The sequence below is a fragment of the Jeotgalibaca dankookensis genome (assembly GCF_002005405.1).
GTDB lineage: Bacteria > Bacillota > Bacilli > Lactobacillales > Aerococcaceae > Jeotgalibaca > Jeotgalibaca dankookensis.
This window is the reverse complement of the sequence record NZ_CP019728.1, coordinates 1,486,567-1,500,932: the sequence shown is the minus strand read 5'-3', so window position 1 is coordinate 1,500,932 and position 14,366 is coordinate 1,486,567. Positions and strand designations below refer to the sequence as shown.

The following is a 14,366-nucleotide window of genomic DNA, read 5'->3' as shown; positions in this document are numbered from 1 at the left end:
TAGTCTTATATTAGGTTGGTTTTTATAATGGTTTAGAAGAATGATATAAGAAAGAAACACAAAAAAATAGATTGGTGAGTGGAGAAAATTATGACTACAGAAAACTACAAAGACCCGAAATTGAAGATTTTTTCATTGAGCTCCAACCTTCCATTGGCAGAAAAGATTGCCGCGGAAGTTGGCGTAGAATTAGGTGTTGTTTCATCAACGCAATTTAGCGATGGAGAAATTAAAGTGAATGTTGATGAGAGTATTCGTGGCGCTCATGTATATATTATTCAATCCACAAGTTGCCCAGTTAATGATCATTTAATGGAATTATTGATTATGATTGATGCCCTCAGACGTGCGAGTGCTAAAACCATTAACATCGTCATTCCTTACTATGGTTATGCAAGACAAGATCGAAAAGCCCAATCACGTGAACCAATTACTGCTAAGCTAGTCGCGAATATGATTACTAATGCAGGAGCGGACCGTGTCCTAGCCTTAGATTTACATGCCCCTCAAATCCAAGGATTCTTTGATATGCCGGTTGATCATTTATTAGGAGCACCATTATTAGCGAATTATTTCTTAGATAATAATATGGTAGAAGATGATGTGGTTGTTGTTTCTCCGGATCATGGTGGTGTGACGCGTGCACGTAAACTTGCTGAATTTATCCATGCACCGATTGCAATTATCGACAAACGTCGTCCTAAAGCAAATGTGGCAGAAGTCATGAATATTATTGGAAATGTTCAAGGCAAAAAAGCAATCATCATTGATGATATGATTGATACAGCAGGTACCATTACCTTAGCAGCTCAAGCCTTGCAAGATGCAGGTGCAACCGAAGTTTATGCTTGCTGTACGCATGCTGTTTTATCGGGTCCAGCTATGGAGCGGTTAGAAAATTCCGTTATCCGCCAAGTTATTATTACAGATTCTATTCAGTTGCCTGAAGAAAAAATGACACCGAAAGTTGTTCAAGTATCTGTTTCTCAATTGATTGCTGAAGCAATCAAACGAATTCATGAAAATCGTTCTGTCAGTCCTTTGTTTGAAGAAAAATTTGAAGTGCTTGACTAACTATTACTTATCATTAAAAACAACTGCGTCCTTGAAATGAAGGATGCAGCTGTTTTTATTTATTGTTCATCTTCTAATGTAGCAAAAGAATTTTCGATGATCTTGCGTAAGGTGTCAGCAGAATGCTGCATATTTTGTTGTTCTACTTCGTTTAAAGCAATTTCAATGACGCCGCGCACCCCTTCACGATTAATGATAGCTGGGACCCCTAAAAAGACATTCTTTTGTTGGTACTCTCCAGCTAAATAAACAGACAAAGGTAAAATAGCATCTTCATCGTTAAAGATAGCCCGAGTGATTCGAACCAACGATGTAGCAATCCCGTAAAAAGTAGCTCCTTTTTTCTCTATAATTCGATAAGCTGCGTCTCTGACGGAATAAAAAGCGTTAATAAGTTCTTCTTCATCTACATTGGTTCCATTTAATTTAATCCACTCATACATTTGTAACCCACCTACATTGGCATGGGACCAAACTGGGAATTCTGTATCGCCATGTTCTCCTAAAATATAAGCATGAACATTACGAGGATCAACATTTACAAGTTTGGCTATTTCTTGGCGGAAACGTGCAGAGTCTAAAGAAGTTCCTGAACCAATTACTTGTTTGGCAGGCAGACCTGAAAACTTCCAAGTAGCGTAAGTTAAAATATCGACTGGATTTGTTGCCACCAAGAAAATGCCATTAAAACCAGTTGCCATCACTTGTTCAACAATCGATTTAAAAATCTTCAAATTTTTATTGATAAGATCTAAACGTGTTTCGCCGGGTTTCTGGGCTGTACCAGCTGTTAAAACAATCAAATCAGCATCGCTGCAATCAGCATAGCTTGCCGAATATATTTTCTTAGGACTTGTATAAGCGAGCGCATCAGATAAATCAATGGCATCTCCCTCTGCTTTATCTGTGTTCATATCGATAATGCCAAGTTCTCGCCCAACGTTTTGCGTAACGAGAGCAAAAGCATAACTTGACCCGACGGCACCGTTACCAATTAGGATAATTTTTTGACCAAACTTTCTTTCTCTTGCGGACATCTGCATCCCTCCATCAATCTTTAGTAGTTGATGGTAGTTATTATAACATTTTTTAATAGAGGAGCAATACCGATACCAGAGAGAGAACTTTACTTTTTGTATTCAGAGATAATATGTTATAATAGAGTGGACAACTGGACGGAATTCGTCCAGCTTTTTCCATTTTAAGAAGAATAGGTGAAAAATATGAAAATGATCATCGGATTAGGGAATCCGGGGCCAAAATATAGCAATACTAAGCATAATGTGGGCTTTATTGCCGTAGATGAATGGGCCTACCAGAATAAAGTAACCTTTAATAAATCTAAATTTGAGGCTGTTTATGCTGATGAACGAATCAACGGTGAGCGCGTTATCCTTGTCAAACCTATGACGTATATGAATGAGTCAGGACGAGCGGTTAGACCGTTAATGGATTATTTTAACATCGAAATAGATGATATTGTTGTTGTTTACGATGATATGGATATGTCGCCCGGTCGCATTCGTCTACGCCAAAAAGGCAGTGCGGGTGGTCACAATGGCGTCAAGAGTTTGATTCAACATCTTGGGACACAAGAGTTTAATCGTATTCGGATTGGAATCGGTAGACCTCCAGTCAATATGAATGTAATCCAACACGTCTTGAGTCCTTTTCCGAAAGACGCGCATGAAGAAATGCTTTTTGCAGTGAAAGATAGCGCTCAAGCAATTGATGATTTTATAAATGGAGAAGATTTTTTAAGTGTTATGAATAAATTTAACCGGAAAAAATAGGTTCAGCTCTTGCTGAGCCTATTTGTACGGCATGTTAGGAGTGAAAAAATGCGTGATATTGAGAATTACTTACAAAAGACACCAGCGATAAAGAAAATAGTTGAGCAAGTAAAAAACGAGGGTAATCAACTCGTAACTGGTATTAGCAGTTCTTCGCGTAATTTATTAACGTCGATTATTTACAGAAACACTGAACATCCTATTGTTGTCTGGGCGCCTAATTTGTTGATAGCGAGCCAAATTTATGATGATTTAACGCAAATTTCTGAGGATATACCTGTTTTCCTCTTTCCGGTTGAAGAATCTTTAGCAGTTGAATTAGCTTTTTCTTCTCCTGAATTCCGTAGCCAACGTGTAGAAGCCATGCATTTTTTGGCAACCGGACAGAAAGGGATTGTTATCGTTCCAAGCGCAGGATTTAAAAAATTACTATCGCCTGTTTCAATTTGGAAAGACCACAATCTCACTTTTAAAGAAGGAGAAACAGTTACCTTCGAAACGCTACCGGATAAGCTTGTCGCCATGGGTTACAATCGCGAATCTATGGTAGCAGCTCCAGGTGAATTCAGTATTCGTGGGGACATTATTGATATTTATGCGCTCAATGAAGAAGAACCGGTCCGAATTGAATTTTTTGATAATGAAATTGATCGGATGCGTTTCTTTGAACCGACCACACAAAGGTCGTTTGATGAGGTAGTGACAGAAGTTCTTGTTCTTCCTGCTCAAGACTCTGTTTATCCAGCTAATCTACTCTCAAAACGTAGCGACGCGATTAGTAAGATGGTAAAAAAAGCCAGTCAATCGATCAAAGACGAGGAAGTTAAAGAGCGGATGCAAGTGCATTTTAATGACCTTATCGAAAAACTGGAAGTAGGAGAAATTCCTGCTAATCCTAAAATGTATACCTCTTTGTTTTACTCTGAAGAGACAACCTTACTTGATTATATTCCTAAAGATGCGCTGATTATTGTAGATGAATATGGTCGCACCTTAGAAAGTGACCGTAACCAAGAAGTAGAAGCAGCCGACTGGCAAGCCAGTAAGCAGTATGATGGCTTACTTCTACCCAAACAAAAAATGATGGCGGACGTTCGGCATATAATGAAAAAGAGCCATCACCCTAAAGTATTTTACTCTCTCTTCCAAAAAGGATTAGGAAATATCCGATTTACGGATATTCACGCCCTTCAATACCGAGGAATTGTCCAATTCTTTAGTCAAATGGATATGGTTAAGATAGAAATGGAACGTTGGCTAAGACAAGGTATGACTATCTTCACCATTGTGGCGGACCATGAGCGGGCTGAAAAAGTACACCAAACCTTTGCTGATTTTCATATTGAAAGCGTCATTAAAGGGAACGATTCGGTCACGCCGGAGCATGTAAACATCGTAGTAGGTGCTATGGCAAACGGGTTTGAAATGCCCATGGAAAAAGTCGTTTTTGTGACTGAAAAGGAATTATTTAACAAGGCCCAAAAAAGACAGGTTCGCCGCCAAAAAATATCTAATGCGGAACGTATAAAAAGTTACTCAGAACTGTCACCAGGTGACTATGTCGTGCATGTTAATCACGGAATAGGTAAATATACCGGTATGGAAACAATTGTGGTGGATGGTTCACACCAAGATTATATCTCTATTTTATACAAAGACAGTGCCAAGTTGTTTATTCCGGTTACGCAACTTCATTTGGTTCAAAAATATGTTTCTTCTGAGTCCAAAACACCCAAAGTAAATAAATTAGGTGGAACAGAATGGACAAAAACAAAAAATAAAGTTGCGTCGCGTGTAGAAGATATCGCTGAGGACTTGATTGCCTTATATGCCCAACGTGAAGCAGAAGAAGGGTATGCTTTTCCACCGGATACAAAAGAGCAAATTGAGTTTGAAAATCAGTTTCCCTTTACAGAAACAGAAGATCAGCTTCGAAGCGCCCAAGAGATCAAAAAGGATATGGAAAAAAGTAGACCGATGGACCGTTTATTAGTTGGTGATGTTGGGTATGGTAAGACCGAAGTCGCAATGCGTGCGGTTTTTAAAGCAGTAAGCGAAGGAAAACAAGCTGCCTTTTTAGTGCCCACTACAATTTTAGCGCAGCAGCACTATGAAACTTTAATCCAACGTTTTGAAGAGTGGCCTTTTGAAATTGGACTGATGAGTCGTTTTCGAACCAAGAAACAACAAGAAAAAACGATAGAAGGATTGCGCAAAGGCAGTGTAGATATAGTTGTCGGAACACATCGGATTTTATCGAAAGACGTAAAGTTTTTTGATGTCGGGCTTTTAGTTGTGGATGAAGAGCAACGATTTGGAGTTAAACACAAAGAAGTATTGAAGCAACTTAAAGCATCAGTAGATGTATTGACTTTAACAGCTACTCCGATTCCGCGAACCTTACATATGTCTATGTTAGGGGTACGTGATTTATCAGTCATTGAAACACCACCAGCTAACCGCTATCCCGTCCAAACTTATGTCATGGAACAAAATATGGGAGCAGTTGTGGACGGCATAGAACGTGAAATGGCTCGTGGCGGTCAAACTTTTTATGTCTATAATCGCGTTGAGACGATTGAACGAAAGGCTGATGAAATTCGTATTCTAGTGCCGGGTGCACGGGTCGGTGTGGCACATGGACAAATGACCGAAGTACAATTAGAAAACATCATGATGGATTTTGTAGAGGGTAATTTTGATGTTTTAGTTACCACGACAATTATTGAAACTGGGGTTGATATCCCCAATGCGAATACACTCTTTATTGAAAATGCCGATTTTATGGGGCTTTCACAACTTTATCAGTTACGAGGACGTGTCGGTAGAACCAATCGGATTGCTTATGCCTATATGATGTATCAACCTAACAAAATTTTAAGTGAAGTGAGTGAAAAAAGATTAAAAGCGGTAAAAGATTTTACAGAGCTAGGTTCGGGCTTTAAAATTGCCATGCGTGACTTGGCTATTCGTGGAGCTGGGAATCTTTTAGGCGCACAACAACACGGCTTTATCGATTCTGTTGGATTTGACCTTTATTCAGAAATGTTGCGTGAAGCAGTAGAACGTAAACAAGGTAAGGGCGCAAGTAGAAAACTGGCAAATGTTGAGATTGACTTAAATATTGATGCGTATATTCCCGCAACCTATATCTCCGATGAAAGACAAAAAATTGATATGTATAAGCGCATTCAACAAACAGCAAGTGAAAATGATTATTATGAAATTATGGATGACTTTGTTGACCGCTTTGGTGAAACACCGGTTGAAGTTAATCAACTGGCTCAGATAGGGTTGCTCAGACACGTTTCACAAGAGGCAGAAGTTGAAGCGATTAAACGACAAGGAGAGAATGTCTTGGTGACATTGAATGAATCAGGTAGTACTCGTCTACAAGGCGCAGCTATATTTGAAGCATTGAGTAGTATCCCCTTGCGTGCAAAAGTTATCACTCGCAAAGAGAAGCTACTTGTTACCTTAGAAATAAAAAAACTAGCAACCGAATCATGGATGGATTATCTGAAGGTGTTTCTTGAAGCGTGTGCGATTGTAGAGGAAAAAGAGGATGAAAAATAAAGAACTGAAGTTGATGATGAACGGAGCCGTATTATTATCTGTGGCGGGTTTGTTTTCTAAAATATTGAGCGCAGTTTACCGAGTTCCGTTCCAAAACATGGTTGGAAACACTGGTTTTTATGTTTATCAACAGGTTTATCCCATCTATGGTATCGGCATGACTTTCGCCTTAGCGGGGTTTCCGGTGTTCTTTTCAAAGACGATTGCAGAAGCTAAAACGCCAAATGAACGAAAGAAGTTAGTTTGGTATAGTCTACTGATCTTGAGTTTATTTTCTTTTGTTTTGTTTGGATTAGCCTATGGCTTTGCAAACCAAATCGCTTTTTATATGGGTGATTTACAACTAACACCACTTATTCAAAGTGTATCTTGGATGTTTTTGTTTATGCCGATTTTGGCAAGTTTTCGAGGTTATTTCCAAGGTACTTACCGGATGCAACCGACAGCTCATTCACAAGTAGCTGAACAACTGGTTCGGGTTTTAGTTATTCTATACGCCGCTTGGATTTATGCATCCACTGGCACCGATATATATGTCATGGGAACACAAGCAATGAGTGGGGCTATCTGGGGTGCAGCCATTGCGACGGGTATCTTGTTGTTTGCGATGCGTAAGGAAAAGTTTTTGTTCAATAAAGACTCCACTACGGATGGCTTAACACTGCTCGACTTAGCAAAACGTTATGCAACAGAAGGTCTGACTATTTGCCTCTTAACGTCCATTCTTGTTTTATTCCAGTTAATCGATTCCTTCACTCTGTATAAAGGTTTAATAGAAAATGGGATTGATCCACTAAAAGCTAAATCTTTAAAAGGGATTTATGACCGCGGACAACCACTTGTGCAATTAGGAATGGTAGTGGGGACTGGTTTTTCTGCAGGCTTTATTCCCGTCATGAGTCAAGCAATTGCTTATGAAAAAATGGAAGAGTTCCACCGCGCAGCGCGATCACTCATTCGTATGACGGCAAGTTTCTCTTTTGTTGCTGTAGCAGGGTTGCTCGCTATATTACCTGAAGTAAATAGAATGTTGTTTGGGGATACCAGTGGTAATACTGTTTTATCAATTTACATTGTTGCTATTGCCACAACGTCCATTGTTTTAACTTTTCATTCTATTTTACAAAGTTTTAATCGTTATTTGTTGACGCTGATCGCCTTAGCATTGGGATTAAGTGTTAAATTATTAACCAATCTTTTGTTAGTACCGCTCTGGAATACAGTTGGAGCTAGTTTAGCGACTGTAGTAGGGCTGATAGCTATGGGATTGTTTTTATTCCAATACTTGCCATTAGAATTACGAGCCATTTGGATAAAAGACCATTTTTTATTCAAACTGATGAATGGTGCAGCGATTGTTTTTACTAGCGCCTATGCGACTAAACTAATTTTGGCTATTTTTATCAGTAACTCACGAAGTGGTGCAAGTATCATTGCAATTCTAACCATGTTAGTAGGAGTAATTGTCTTTATTAGCTATATTTTGAAGGTACAATTATTTACCGCAAGAGAGTGGTTAGCGATTCCTTTTGGTAAAAAGCTCCTTAAAAAATTCGCCATCAATCAAAAACAGAAAGAAAAGAAGTGAAAAAATGGAAATTCCCTATTCTTTAGATAAACTCTTGCAAACACTTAGTTTAACACCTTTAGATGGGGTGCAAGTTCTTGCTAGTCGAAGGTTTGAGGCAGATCGACTTGACTTAGGCAGTCATATCCTTGTCCTTGATATATCAAAACCACGTCATTTTTTGGACATTAAAGAAGCGATTCTTACAAAATACCCACTGGAACATCCAGTCGCTTTGCTTCATGCAATTGGTAGAGAACAGGAAAGTATTATTTGGAAGACCCTTTCTAAACTTGTTGACAATGATCGATCATTAGTGCCAGAAATTCTTTATATCCCGCCCTTAAGTCGTGATGAACGTACTAAAAGTTTTGCAACCACACAGTGGTATATGGATGCGATTCAAGCAGGGGATATTTGGGTACAAGCACAAACACATGATAGTCTTCTAGCCTATCTAGAAGAGGAAAGTCAAGAAGTTGCACAAGCAATTGCAAATCAGGACCGCGAAAATTTAATCGAGGAACTAGGGGATGTTTTGCTCCAGGTTCTTTATCATGCCAATCATGCAGAGCAAAAGGGGAATTTTTTATTAGAAGATATTTTAGATGTCCTTAATCGGAAACTTCGACGTCGTCATCCTCATGTTTTTGATGGTTACGAGGTCCGAACAGTTGAAGATATAGACGCTATGTGGCAAGCAATCAAGAAAAAAGAAAAGGAGAATCATGATGAGATTAGATAAATTTCTTAAAGTATCCCGTATTATTAAACGCCGTACTGTTGCAAAAGAGGTTGCAGATAAAGGTCGTATTCTTGTTAATAACCGCCCAGCTAAATCAAGTACCGATGTTAAAGTTGGCGATGAAATGACGATTCAATTTGGCAATAAAACCTTAGTGATTCGAATTGAAAAAATTGTTGATACGACAAAAAAAGATGAAGCAAAAGAAATGTATACCATTGTAAGTGAAACAGCGATAGAAAGAGATCCAGAATAACTAAAGTAAGAAGCTCAAATACCGGAAACAGCGTGACTTTCCCTCCTATATCTTCTATACTTAAACTGTATAGAGCTATAATAGGAGGGATAGGCGATGCTATTTAAACGTCAGGAAGAAATAGAGGAACGACAACAAGAAAATATTACACATATCGACAACGACTATATCGACCAAGAAAAAACTAAAAAGAGAAAAAAAGCCCTGCAAAAGTTAAAGGCCAAGCGTCGGATGGGATTTATTTTACTATTTGGACTTGTACTCTTATTGCCGCTCACTTATCGATTAGTAGACAGTATGATGTTAGTTCGAGATATGGATACACAAATTATTGAGGCAACGAAAGAGAAAAAAACAATTGAAGATAAAAACCAAGAACTAAACATTCAACTGGGGCTGCTTCAAGATGATGATTATATTGCAAAATTGGCACGTAGTCGCTACTATTATAGTAAAGACAATGAAATCATTTTTAGCTTGCCGGAAGACAATCAAAACAAAACAGATAGCAACAACTAGAAAAACCTTAGTAATCTGTCTGTTTTTTAAATTCATAACATGATATAATAATATTACACTATTTTAAGGAGGAACATTTTTTTTATGTCAATTGAGATTGGTAAGGTTGTAACGGGTAAGGTAACAGGTATTACACATTTTGGAGCTTTTATCGATTTAGGAGATAGAAAGACCGGTCTTGTACATATCAGTGAAATTTCTGACAGTTACATTAAGGATATTAACGATGTTTTAACTGTTGGAGATGAAGTAGAAGTTAGAGTGTTGACGATTGCTGACGACGGTAAAATTGGGTTGTCCATTCGTAAAGCACAAGAAAATGCTACAGAAGATTCTCAACCACAACGTCAACATAAACCTGCACCACGCAGTACAACTGCCTACAAACCAAGGGAAGACCGTCCTTCATATAACAAGGGAAGAGACAGCCGAGAACGTGCACCACAATCCAAAGAACCAAAGAAAGATAGTTTTGATAACTTAATGAGTTCTTTCTTAAAAGATAGCGACGACCGCTTGACTTCATTAAAACGTAATACTGAAGGTAAACGTGGCGGACGTGGCGGAAGACGTAACTAAGATGCCAACAAATAAGAGGTTGAACGATGGCGTAACGCCTATTTGTTCCGCCTCTTTTTTCGTTCTATCCCAAGGAGGAGTCGAATGAAGAGCCTAGTAGAGACAATTCAGATGCAGAATCAGCGCTATAAATATTGGAAGCCAACGGATCTCCTGGCAATAGCAGTTTCTGGGGGAGCTGATTCAATGGCGCTCTTGCACGCATTGACACAATTACCTGATGAGGAGCGACCACACCTACTCGCCTTACACGTCCATCATCATCTGCGTGAAAGTGCTACAAAAGACTGGCAATTAGTCGAAAAGTACTGCCAACTTCAAGCGATTCCGTTAGTTGTTAGTCATTGGCAAAACCATCCTGAAAGCAACATTGAAGCCGCCGCACGTCAGTTTAGATATGAGTTTTTTGCAAGAGAAATGAAAAATCACGAAGCAAACATTCTTTTAACGGGTCACCATGGCGATGATCAAGTCGAAACAATTTTAATGCGTTTGACTCGGGGGAGTACTTTGGAGGGATTTGCCGGTATGAAGCGGCAACGTTCTTTTGATAACGGTTTATTAGTTAGACTCTTGCTTGATTTTGAAAAAGAGCAACTTTATGACTATTGCATAAACAACGGCGTTCCATATCGAGAAGATGAAACCAATCAAACAACTGAGTATGCACGAAACCGGTATCGCCATCAGATTTTGCCTTTGTTAAAACAAGAAAATAGAAAAGCAACGGCGCATTTTAATCAATTCTCTGAAGAGCTGTTAGACTTATTAACGATTGCGGAACCAATGATTGAGACTTGTTTCAATCAAGTTTTTGAAAACAAAGGCAAGCAATGGGTACTCTCTATCCCCCTATTTCTAAAACAAAAGGAAGCCATGCAAAGGCTCATCCTAACCTACTTTTTAACGCAAGTTTGGGTATTGCCTACACAGCGGCAACACGTCGAAAAAATATTACATCTGTTAAAAGGGGATAAACCACAAGCCAGTCTGAGTTTTTCAGGTGGAGTTGCTAAAAGACGTTATGATTTGATTTTGTTTGAACCACAGAAAAAAGAAAAAGCGATGGTAAAACCGTTTCAAGCAGAAATTCATTTAAATGAATGGTTAGATTTACCTTTTAATGGTAGAATAGGGTTGTTTTTATCAAAAAAACAACTTGTTACTGAAGAATCAGTATTTTATATGAAACCCACGGAAGTTGTTTTACCGCTCATTATTAGATATTGGCAGCCTGGAGATATCATCCAACTCAATAAGAAGCGTCCATTTACTAAAAAAATTTCAAGGATACTTATTGATGGTAAAGTTCCCATTGAAAAGCGTGAGCGCGTATGGGTTATAACGGATTATACGGGGAAAGTACTATGGGTACCAGGTTATGCAACATCCATTTGGTTGCATGATCAAGGTGAGTTTAAAATAGCAGTTATAAAAAAAGAAGAGGTGCAAAATGTTACATCCAGATATTAAAGAAGTATTGTATTCAGAAGAAGACATTTCGAAGGTAACCGCTGATTTAGGTGAAATCTTGACAAAAGAGTATGAAGGGAAATATCCACTTGTCATCGGCGTACTAAAGGGAGCCGTTATGTTCATGACTGACTTGTCCCGTAAAATGGATTGTGATCTGGAACTGGATTTCATGGATGTTTCAAGTTATGGTTCTGGAATAGAATCAACCGGAGATGTTAAAATATTAAAAGACCTCGATACATCGATAGAAGGTCGCCATGTGTTGGTTGTGGAAGATATTATTGATACCGGTCGGACATTGAGTCATCTCATTGAATTATTCCGTTATCGAAAAGCGAAATCAATTAAGATTGTCACATTATTAGATAAAAAAGAACGCCGTGTAGTGGATTTAAAAGCGGATTGGGTTGGAATCAATGTGCCAAATGAATTTGTAGTGGGCTATGGCTTGGACTTTGATGAAAAATATCGGAACCTTCCTTATATCGGTGTTTTAAAAGAAGAAATTTATAAGTAAAACCAATAGTGAAAATAGGTCAGATATGTTATCATTATTGAGATTCATCTTCATGCAACTTGAATCTCACAATACGTGTAAGATAAGAGCCCAAAGAGGCATTCTATCTGCAAGGAGGGTCATATGAAAAACAATAAACTTTTTAAAAGCACTGGATTCTGGATCCTTATCTTCCTAGCAGTTGTCGCTGTTGTAACAATGGTTACAAATGGTACAGGAACTGAAGCCAGTCAAGCGATTACCACGACAGAATTTGTCAATGAGTTAGAGAACGAAGAAATCAAAGAATTTAGTATGCAGCCAGGCGCAGGTGTTTGGGAGGTTGTAGGGGAATATCGAGAAGAACGTGAAATTGCGAATGAATCAAGCGCAGCCAATCTTATTCTCTTTGATGATACCGAAGCAACTACGACAGCCTTTACGACGGTCGTATTACCAAATGACGCAACGCTAGGTAAAATCGGCGAATTAGCTGAACAAACCAATACTGAAATCACTGTTGTCGAACAAGATCAATCAGGTGCCTGGGTGAGTCTCTTGTTTACAATTCTACCACTTGTTATCTTTATATTCTTTATGTACATGATGATGGGCCAAGGTGGTGCCAAAGGTGGCGGCGGCCGTAACGTTATGAATTTCGGTAAAACGAAAAATGAAGATGTCTCTAAGACAAACGTTAAAGTGCGCTTCTCTGATGTTGCTGGAGCTGAAGAAGAAAAACAAGAATTAGTAGAAGTTGTAGAATTCTTGAAAGATCCACGACGTTTCACAGCACTCGGTGCACGTATTCCCGCAGGTGTTCTTTTAGAAGGGCCACCAGGGACCGGGAAGACACTACTAGCTAAAGCAGTTGCTGGTGAAGCTGGCGTTCCATTCTTCTCCATTTCAGGTTCTGAATTTGTAGAGATGTTTGTTGGGGTTGGAGCAAGTCGTGTTCGTGACTTATTTGAAAATGCTAAAAAAGCTGCACCATCTATTATCTTTATTGATGAAATCGATGCAGTTGGTCGTCAACGTGGCGCTGGTATGGGTGGCGGACATGATGAGCGTGAACAAACCTTAAACCAACTATTGGTTGAGATGGATGGGTTCCAAGGTAACGAAGGTGTGATTGTCATTGCGGCAACCAACCGTTCGGACGTCCTCGATCCCGCTTTGCTTCGCCCAGGTCGTTTCGACCGCCAAGTTTTAGTTGGCCGTCCTGATGTAAAAGGACGAAAAGCAATTCTGAAAGTTCATGCTCGTAACAAGCCAATTGCTAATGATGTTGATTTGCAAGTCATCGCGCAACAAACTCCAGGATTTACTGGAGCAGATTTAGAAAACTTATTAAATGAGTCAGCTTTAGTAGCAGCACGACGTGGTAAAACGGTTATTGATGCTCTTGATATTGATGAAGCACACGACCGAGTTATTGCTGGACCTGCTAAAAAGGATAAAACAATCAGTAAGCAAGAGCGTAAGATGGTAGCCTATCACGAAGCGGGTCATACCGTAGTTGGAATGGTCTTGAGCGACGCCCGAACGGTTCACAAAGTTACAATTGTGCCGCGTGGACGTGCTGGTGGCTATGCAATTATGCTTCCAAAAGAAGACCGTTTCTTGATGACGAAAACTGAGCTGTTTGAGCAAGTTGTTGGACTTCTAGGTGGACGTTTAGCTGAAGAGATTGTCTTTGACGCTCAAACAACCGGTGCAAGTAATGACTTCCAACAAGCGACAAACTTGGTTCGAAGTATGGTTACTGAATATGGGATGAGTGAAAAACTAGGTACCGTTCAATATGAAGGAAATAGCCAGGTTTTTGTAGGCCGTGATTACGGCTCTAAACGCGCTTATTCTGAAGATATTGCTTACCAAATTGATTCCGAAGTTCGCCGTATCATGGGAGAAGCCCACGAAGAAGCACGAGCTATCATTACCAAACATCGTGAACAACTCAACCTGATTGCTGAAAAACTTCTTGAACTTGAGACCTTGGATGAGAAAACAATCAAGAGCCTTTTTGAGACAGGCGAAATGCCAGTTGAAAAAGGTGATGAAGAATACCCAAGTGAATCAGCAGCTTCATTTGATCAAGCCAAACGTGCTTTAGAAAAAAAAGAAGCAAAACGTCAAGAAGAGCAAGAAGAGGAACATGAAGAAGAAGAACGAGAAGAGAAATCTTCCGAAGAAGAATAGAAAAGTTTAGAGTGGGAGGTTCCTGAACTTCTCACTCTATTCTTTTCTAGGCAAGTTATTTGGTAATACTAAAAGCTGTAGTA

Annotated in this window: 12 protein-coding genes; 11 read left to right on the top strand and 1 reads right to left on the bottom strand. The window is 39.2% G+C overall.

Going from position 1 to position 14,366, the window contains the following annotated elements:
- Positions 1 to 90: 90 nt before the first annotated feature.
- Positions 91 to 1,074, top strand: a complete 984-nt coding sequence (locus tag BW727_RS07405) for a ribose-phosphate diphosphokinase (RefSeq protein ID WP_062470861.1) — start codon at positions 91 to 93, stop codon at positions 1,072 to 1,074.
- A gap of 59 nt (positions 1,075 to 1,133) precedes the next feature.
- Here the strand turns inward: BW727_RS07405 and BW727_RS07400 are convergent, their stop codons facing one another.
- The gene (locus BW727_RS07400; RefSeq protein ID WP_062470858.1) at positions 1,134 to 2,111 is read right to left on the bottom strand and encodes an L-lactate dehydrogenase; all 978 of its coding nucleotides are present in this window, start codon (positions 2,109 to 2,111) and stop codon (positions 1,134 to 1,136) included.
- 186 nt (positions 2,112 to 2,297) lie between these two features.
- On the opposite strand from BW727_RS07400, the gene pth reads away from it, so the two are divergent.
- The 10 genes from pth (at position 2,298) to ftsH (ending at position 14,283) form a co-directional block, all read left to right on the top strand.
- The gene (pth, locus tag BW727_RS07395; protein ID WP_062470855.1) at positions 2,298 to 2,867 is read left to right on the top strand and encodes an aminoacyl-tRNA hydrolase; all 570 of its coding nucleotides are present in this window, start codon (positions 2,298 to 2,300) and stop codon (positions 2,865 to 2,867) included.
- Positions 2,868 to 2,915: 48 nt separating this feature from the next.
- Entirely contained in the window at positions 2,916 to 6,443 is a 3,528-nt protein-coding gene (gene mfd, locus BW727_RS07390) for a transcription-repair coupling factor (protein ID WP_062470852.1), read from the top strand.
- On the top strand, positions 6,433 to 8,031 hold the full coding sequence (locus tag BW727_RS07385; RefSeq protein ID WP_062470849.1) for a putative polysaccharide biosynthesis protein: 1,599 nt from the start codon (positions 6,433 to 6,435) through the stop codon (positions 8,029 to 8,031). The genes mfd and BW727_RS07385 overlap by 11 nt, the downstream gene beginning before the upstream one ends.
- Positions 8,032 to 8,035: 4 nt before the next feature.
- Positions 8,036 to 8,755 carry a MazG nucleotide pyrophosphohydrolase domain-containing protein gene (locus tag BW727_RS07380; RefSeq protein WP_062470845.1) on the top strand — a complete coding sequence of 240 codons (720 nt, stop codon included), beginning with the start codon at positions 8,036 to 8,038 and terminating at the stop codon, positions 8,753 to 8,755.
- Complete coding sequence (locus BW727_RS07375) at positions 8,742 to 9,011, top strand: RNA-binding S4 domain-containing protein (RefSeq protein ID WP_062470842.1); 270 nt, start codon at positions 8,742 to 8,744, stop codon at positions 9,009 to 9,011. Before BW727_RS07380 ends, BW727_RS07375 begins: the two co-directional genes overlap by 14 nt.
- A gap of 96 nt (positions 9,012 to 9,107) precedes the next feature.
- Positions 9,108 to 9,530: an FtsB family cell division protein gene (locus BW727_RS07370; RefSeq protein WP_062470839.1), complete on the top strand. Its 423-nt coding sequence runs from the start codon at positions 9,108 to 9,110 to the stop codon at positions 9,528 to 9,530.
- A gap of 84 nt (positions 9,531 to 9,614) precedes the next feature.
- The gene (locus BW727_RS07365; protein ID WP_062470836.1) at positions 9,615 to 10,109 is read left to right on the top strand and encodes a S1 domain-containing RNA-binding protein; all 495 of its coding nucleotides are present in this window, start codon (positions 9,615 to 9,617) and stop codon (positions 10,107 to 10,109) included.
- A gap of 84 nt (positions 10,110 to 10,193) precedes the next feature.
- Positions 10,194 to 11,582, top strand: coding sequence for a tRNA lysidine(34) synthetase TilS (gene tilS, locus BW727_RS07360; protein ID WP_062470833.1), 1,389 nt, complete (start codon positions 10,194 to 10,196; stop codon positions 11,580 to 11,582).
- Positions 11,563 to 12,102 (top strand): hypoxanthine phosphoribosyltransferase, encoded by a 540-nt coding sequence (gene hpt, locus BW727_RS07355; protein WP_062470829.1) that lies wholly within the window; start codon positions 11,563 to 11,565, stop codon positions 12,100 to 12,102. Before tilS ends, hpt begins: the two co-directional genes overlap by 20 nt.
- Before the next feature lie 123 nt (positions 12,103 to 12,225).
- On the top strand, positions 12,226 to 14,283 hold the full coding sequence (gene ftsH, locus BW727_RS07350) for an ATP-dependent zinc metalloprotease FtsH (RefSeq protein ID WP_062470826.1): 2,058 nt from the start codon (positions 12,226 to 12,228) through the stop codon (positions 14,281 to 14,283).
- The last annotated feature ends 83 nt before the right edge of the window (positions 14,284 to 14,366 follow it).

Excerpts from the sequence above, each read along its gene's own strand:
- BW727_RS07405 (WP_062470861.1), top strand. The coding sequence starts at position 91 with ATGACTACAGAAAACTACAAAGACCCGAAATTGAAGATTTTTTCATTG.
- BW727_RS07400 (WP_062470858.1), bottom strand. The coding sequence starts at position 2,111 with ATGTCCGCAAGAGAAAGAAAGTTTGGTCAAAAAATTATCCTAATTGGT.
- pth (WP_062470855.1), top strand. The coding sequence starts at position 2,298 with ATGAAAATGATCATCGGATTAGGGAATCCGGGGCCAAAATATAGCAAT.
- mfd (WP_062470852.1), top strand. The coding sequence starts at position 2,916 with ATGCGTGATATTGAGAATTACTTACAAAAGACACCAGCGATAAAGAAA.
- BW727_RS07385 (WP_062470849.1), top strand. The coding sequence starts at position 6,433 with ATGAAAAATAAAGAACTGAAGTTGATGATGAACGGAGCCGTATTATTA.
- BW727_RS07380 (WP_062470845.1), top strand. The coding sequence starts at position 8,036 with ATGGAAATTCCCTATTCTTTAGATAAACTCTTGCAAACACTTAGTTTA.
- BW727_RS07375 (WP_062470842.1), top strand. The coding sequence starts at position 8,742 with ATGAGATTAGATAAATTTCTTAAAGTATCCCGTATTATTAAACGCCGT.
- BW727_RS07370 (WP_062470839.1), top strand. The coding sequence starts at position 9,108 with ATGCTATTTAAACGTCAGGAAGAAATAGAGGAACGACAACAAGAAAAT.
- BW727_RS07365 (WP_062470836.1), top strand. The coding sequence starts at position 9,615 with ATGTCAATTGAGATTGGTAAGGTTGTAACGGGTAAGGTAACAGGTATT.
- tilS (WP_062470833.1), top strand. The coding sequence starts at position 10,194 with ATGAAGAGCCTAGTAGAGACAATTCAGATGCAGAATCAGCGCTATAAA.
- hpt (WP_062470829.1), top strand. The coding sequence starts at position 11,563 with ATGTTACATCCAGATATTAAAGAAGTATTGTATTCAGAAGAAGACATT.
- ftsH (WP_062470826.1), top strand. The coding sequence starts at position 12,226 with ATGAAAAACAATAAACTTTTTAAAAGCACTGGATTCTGGATCCTTATC.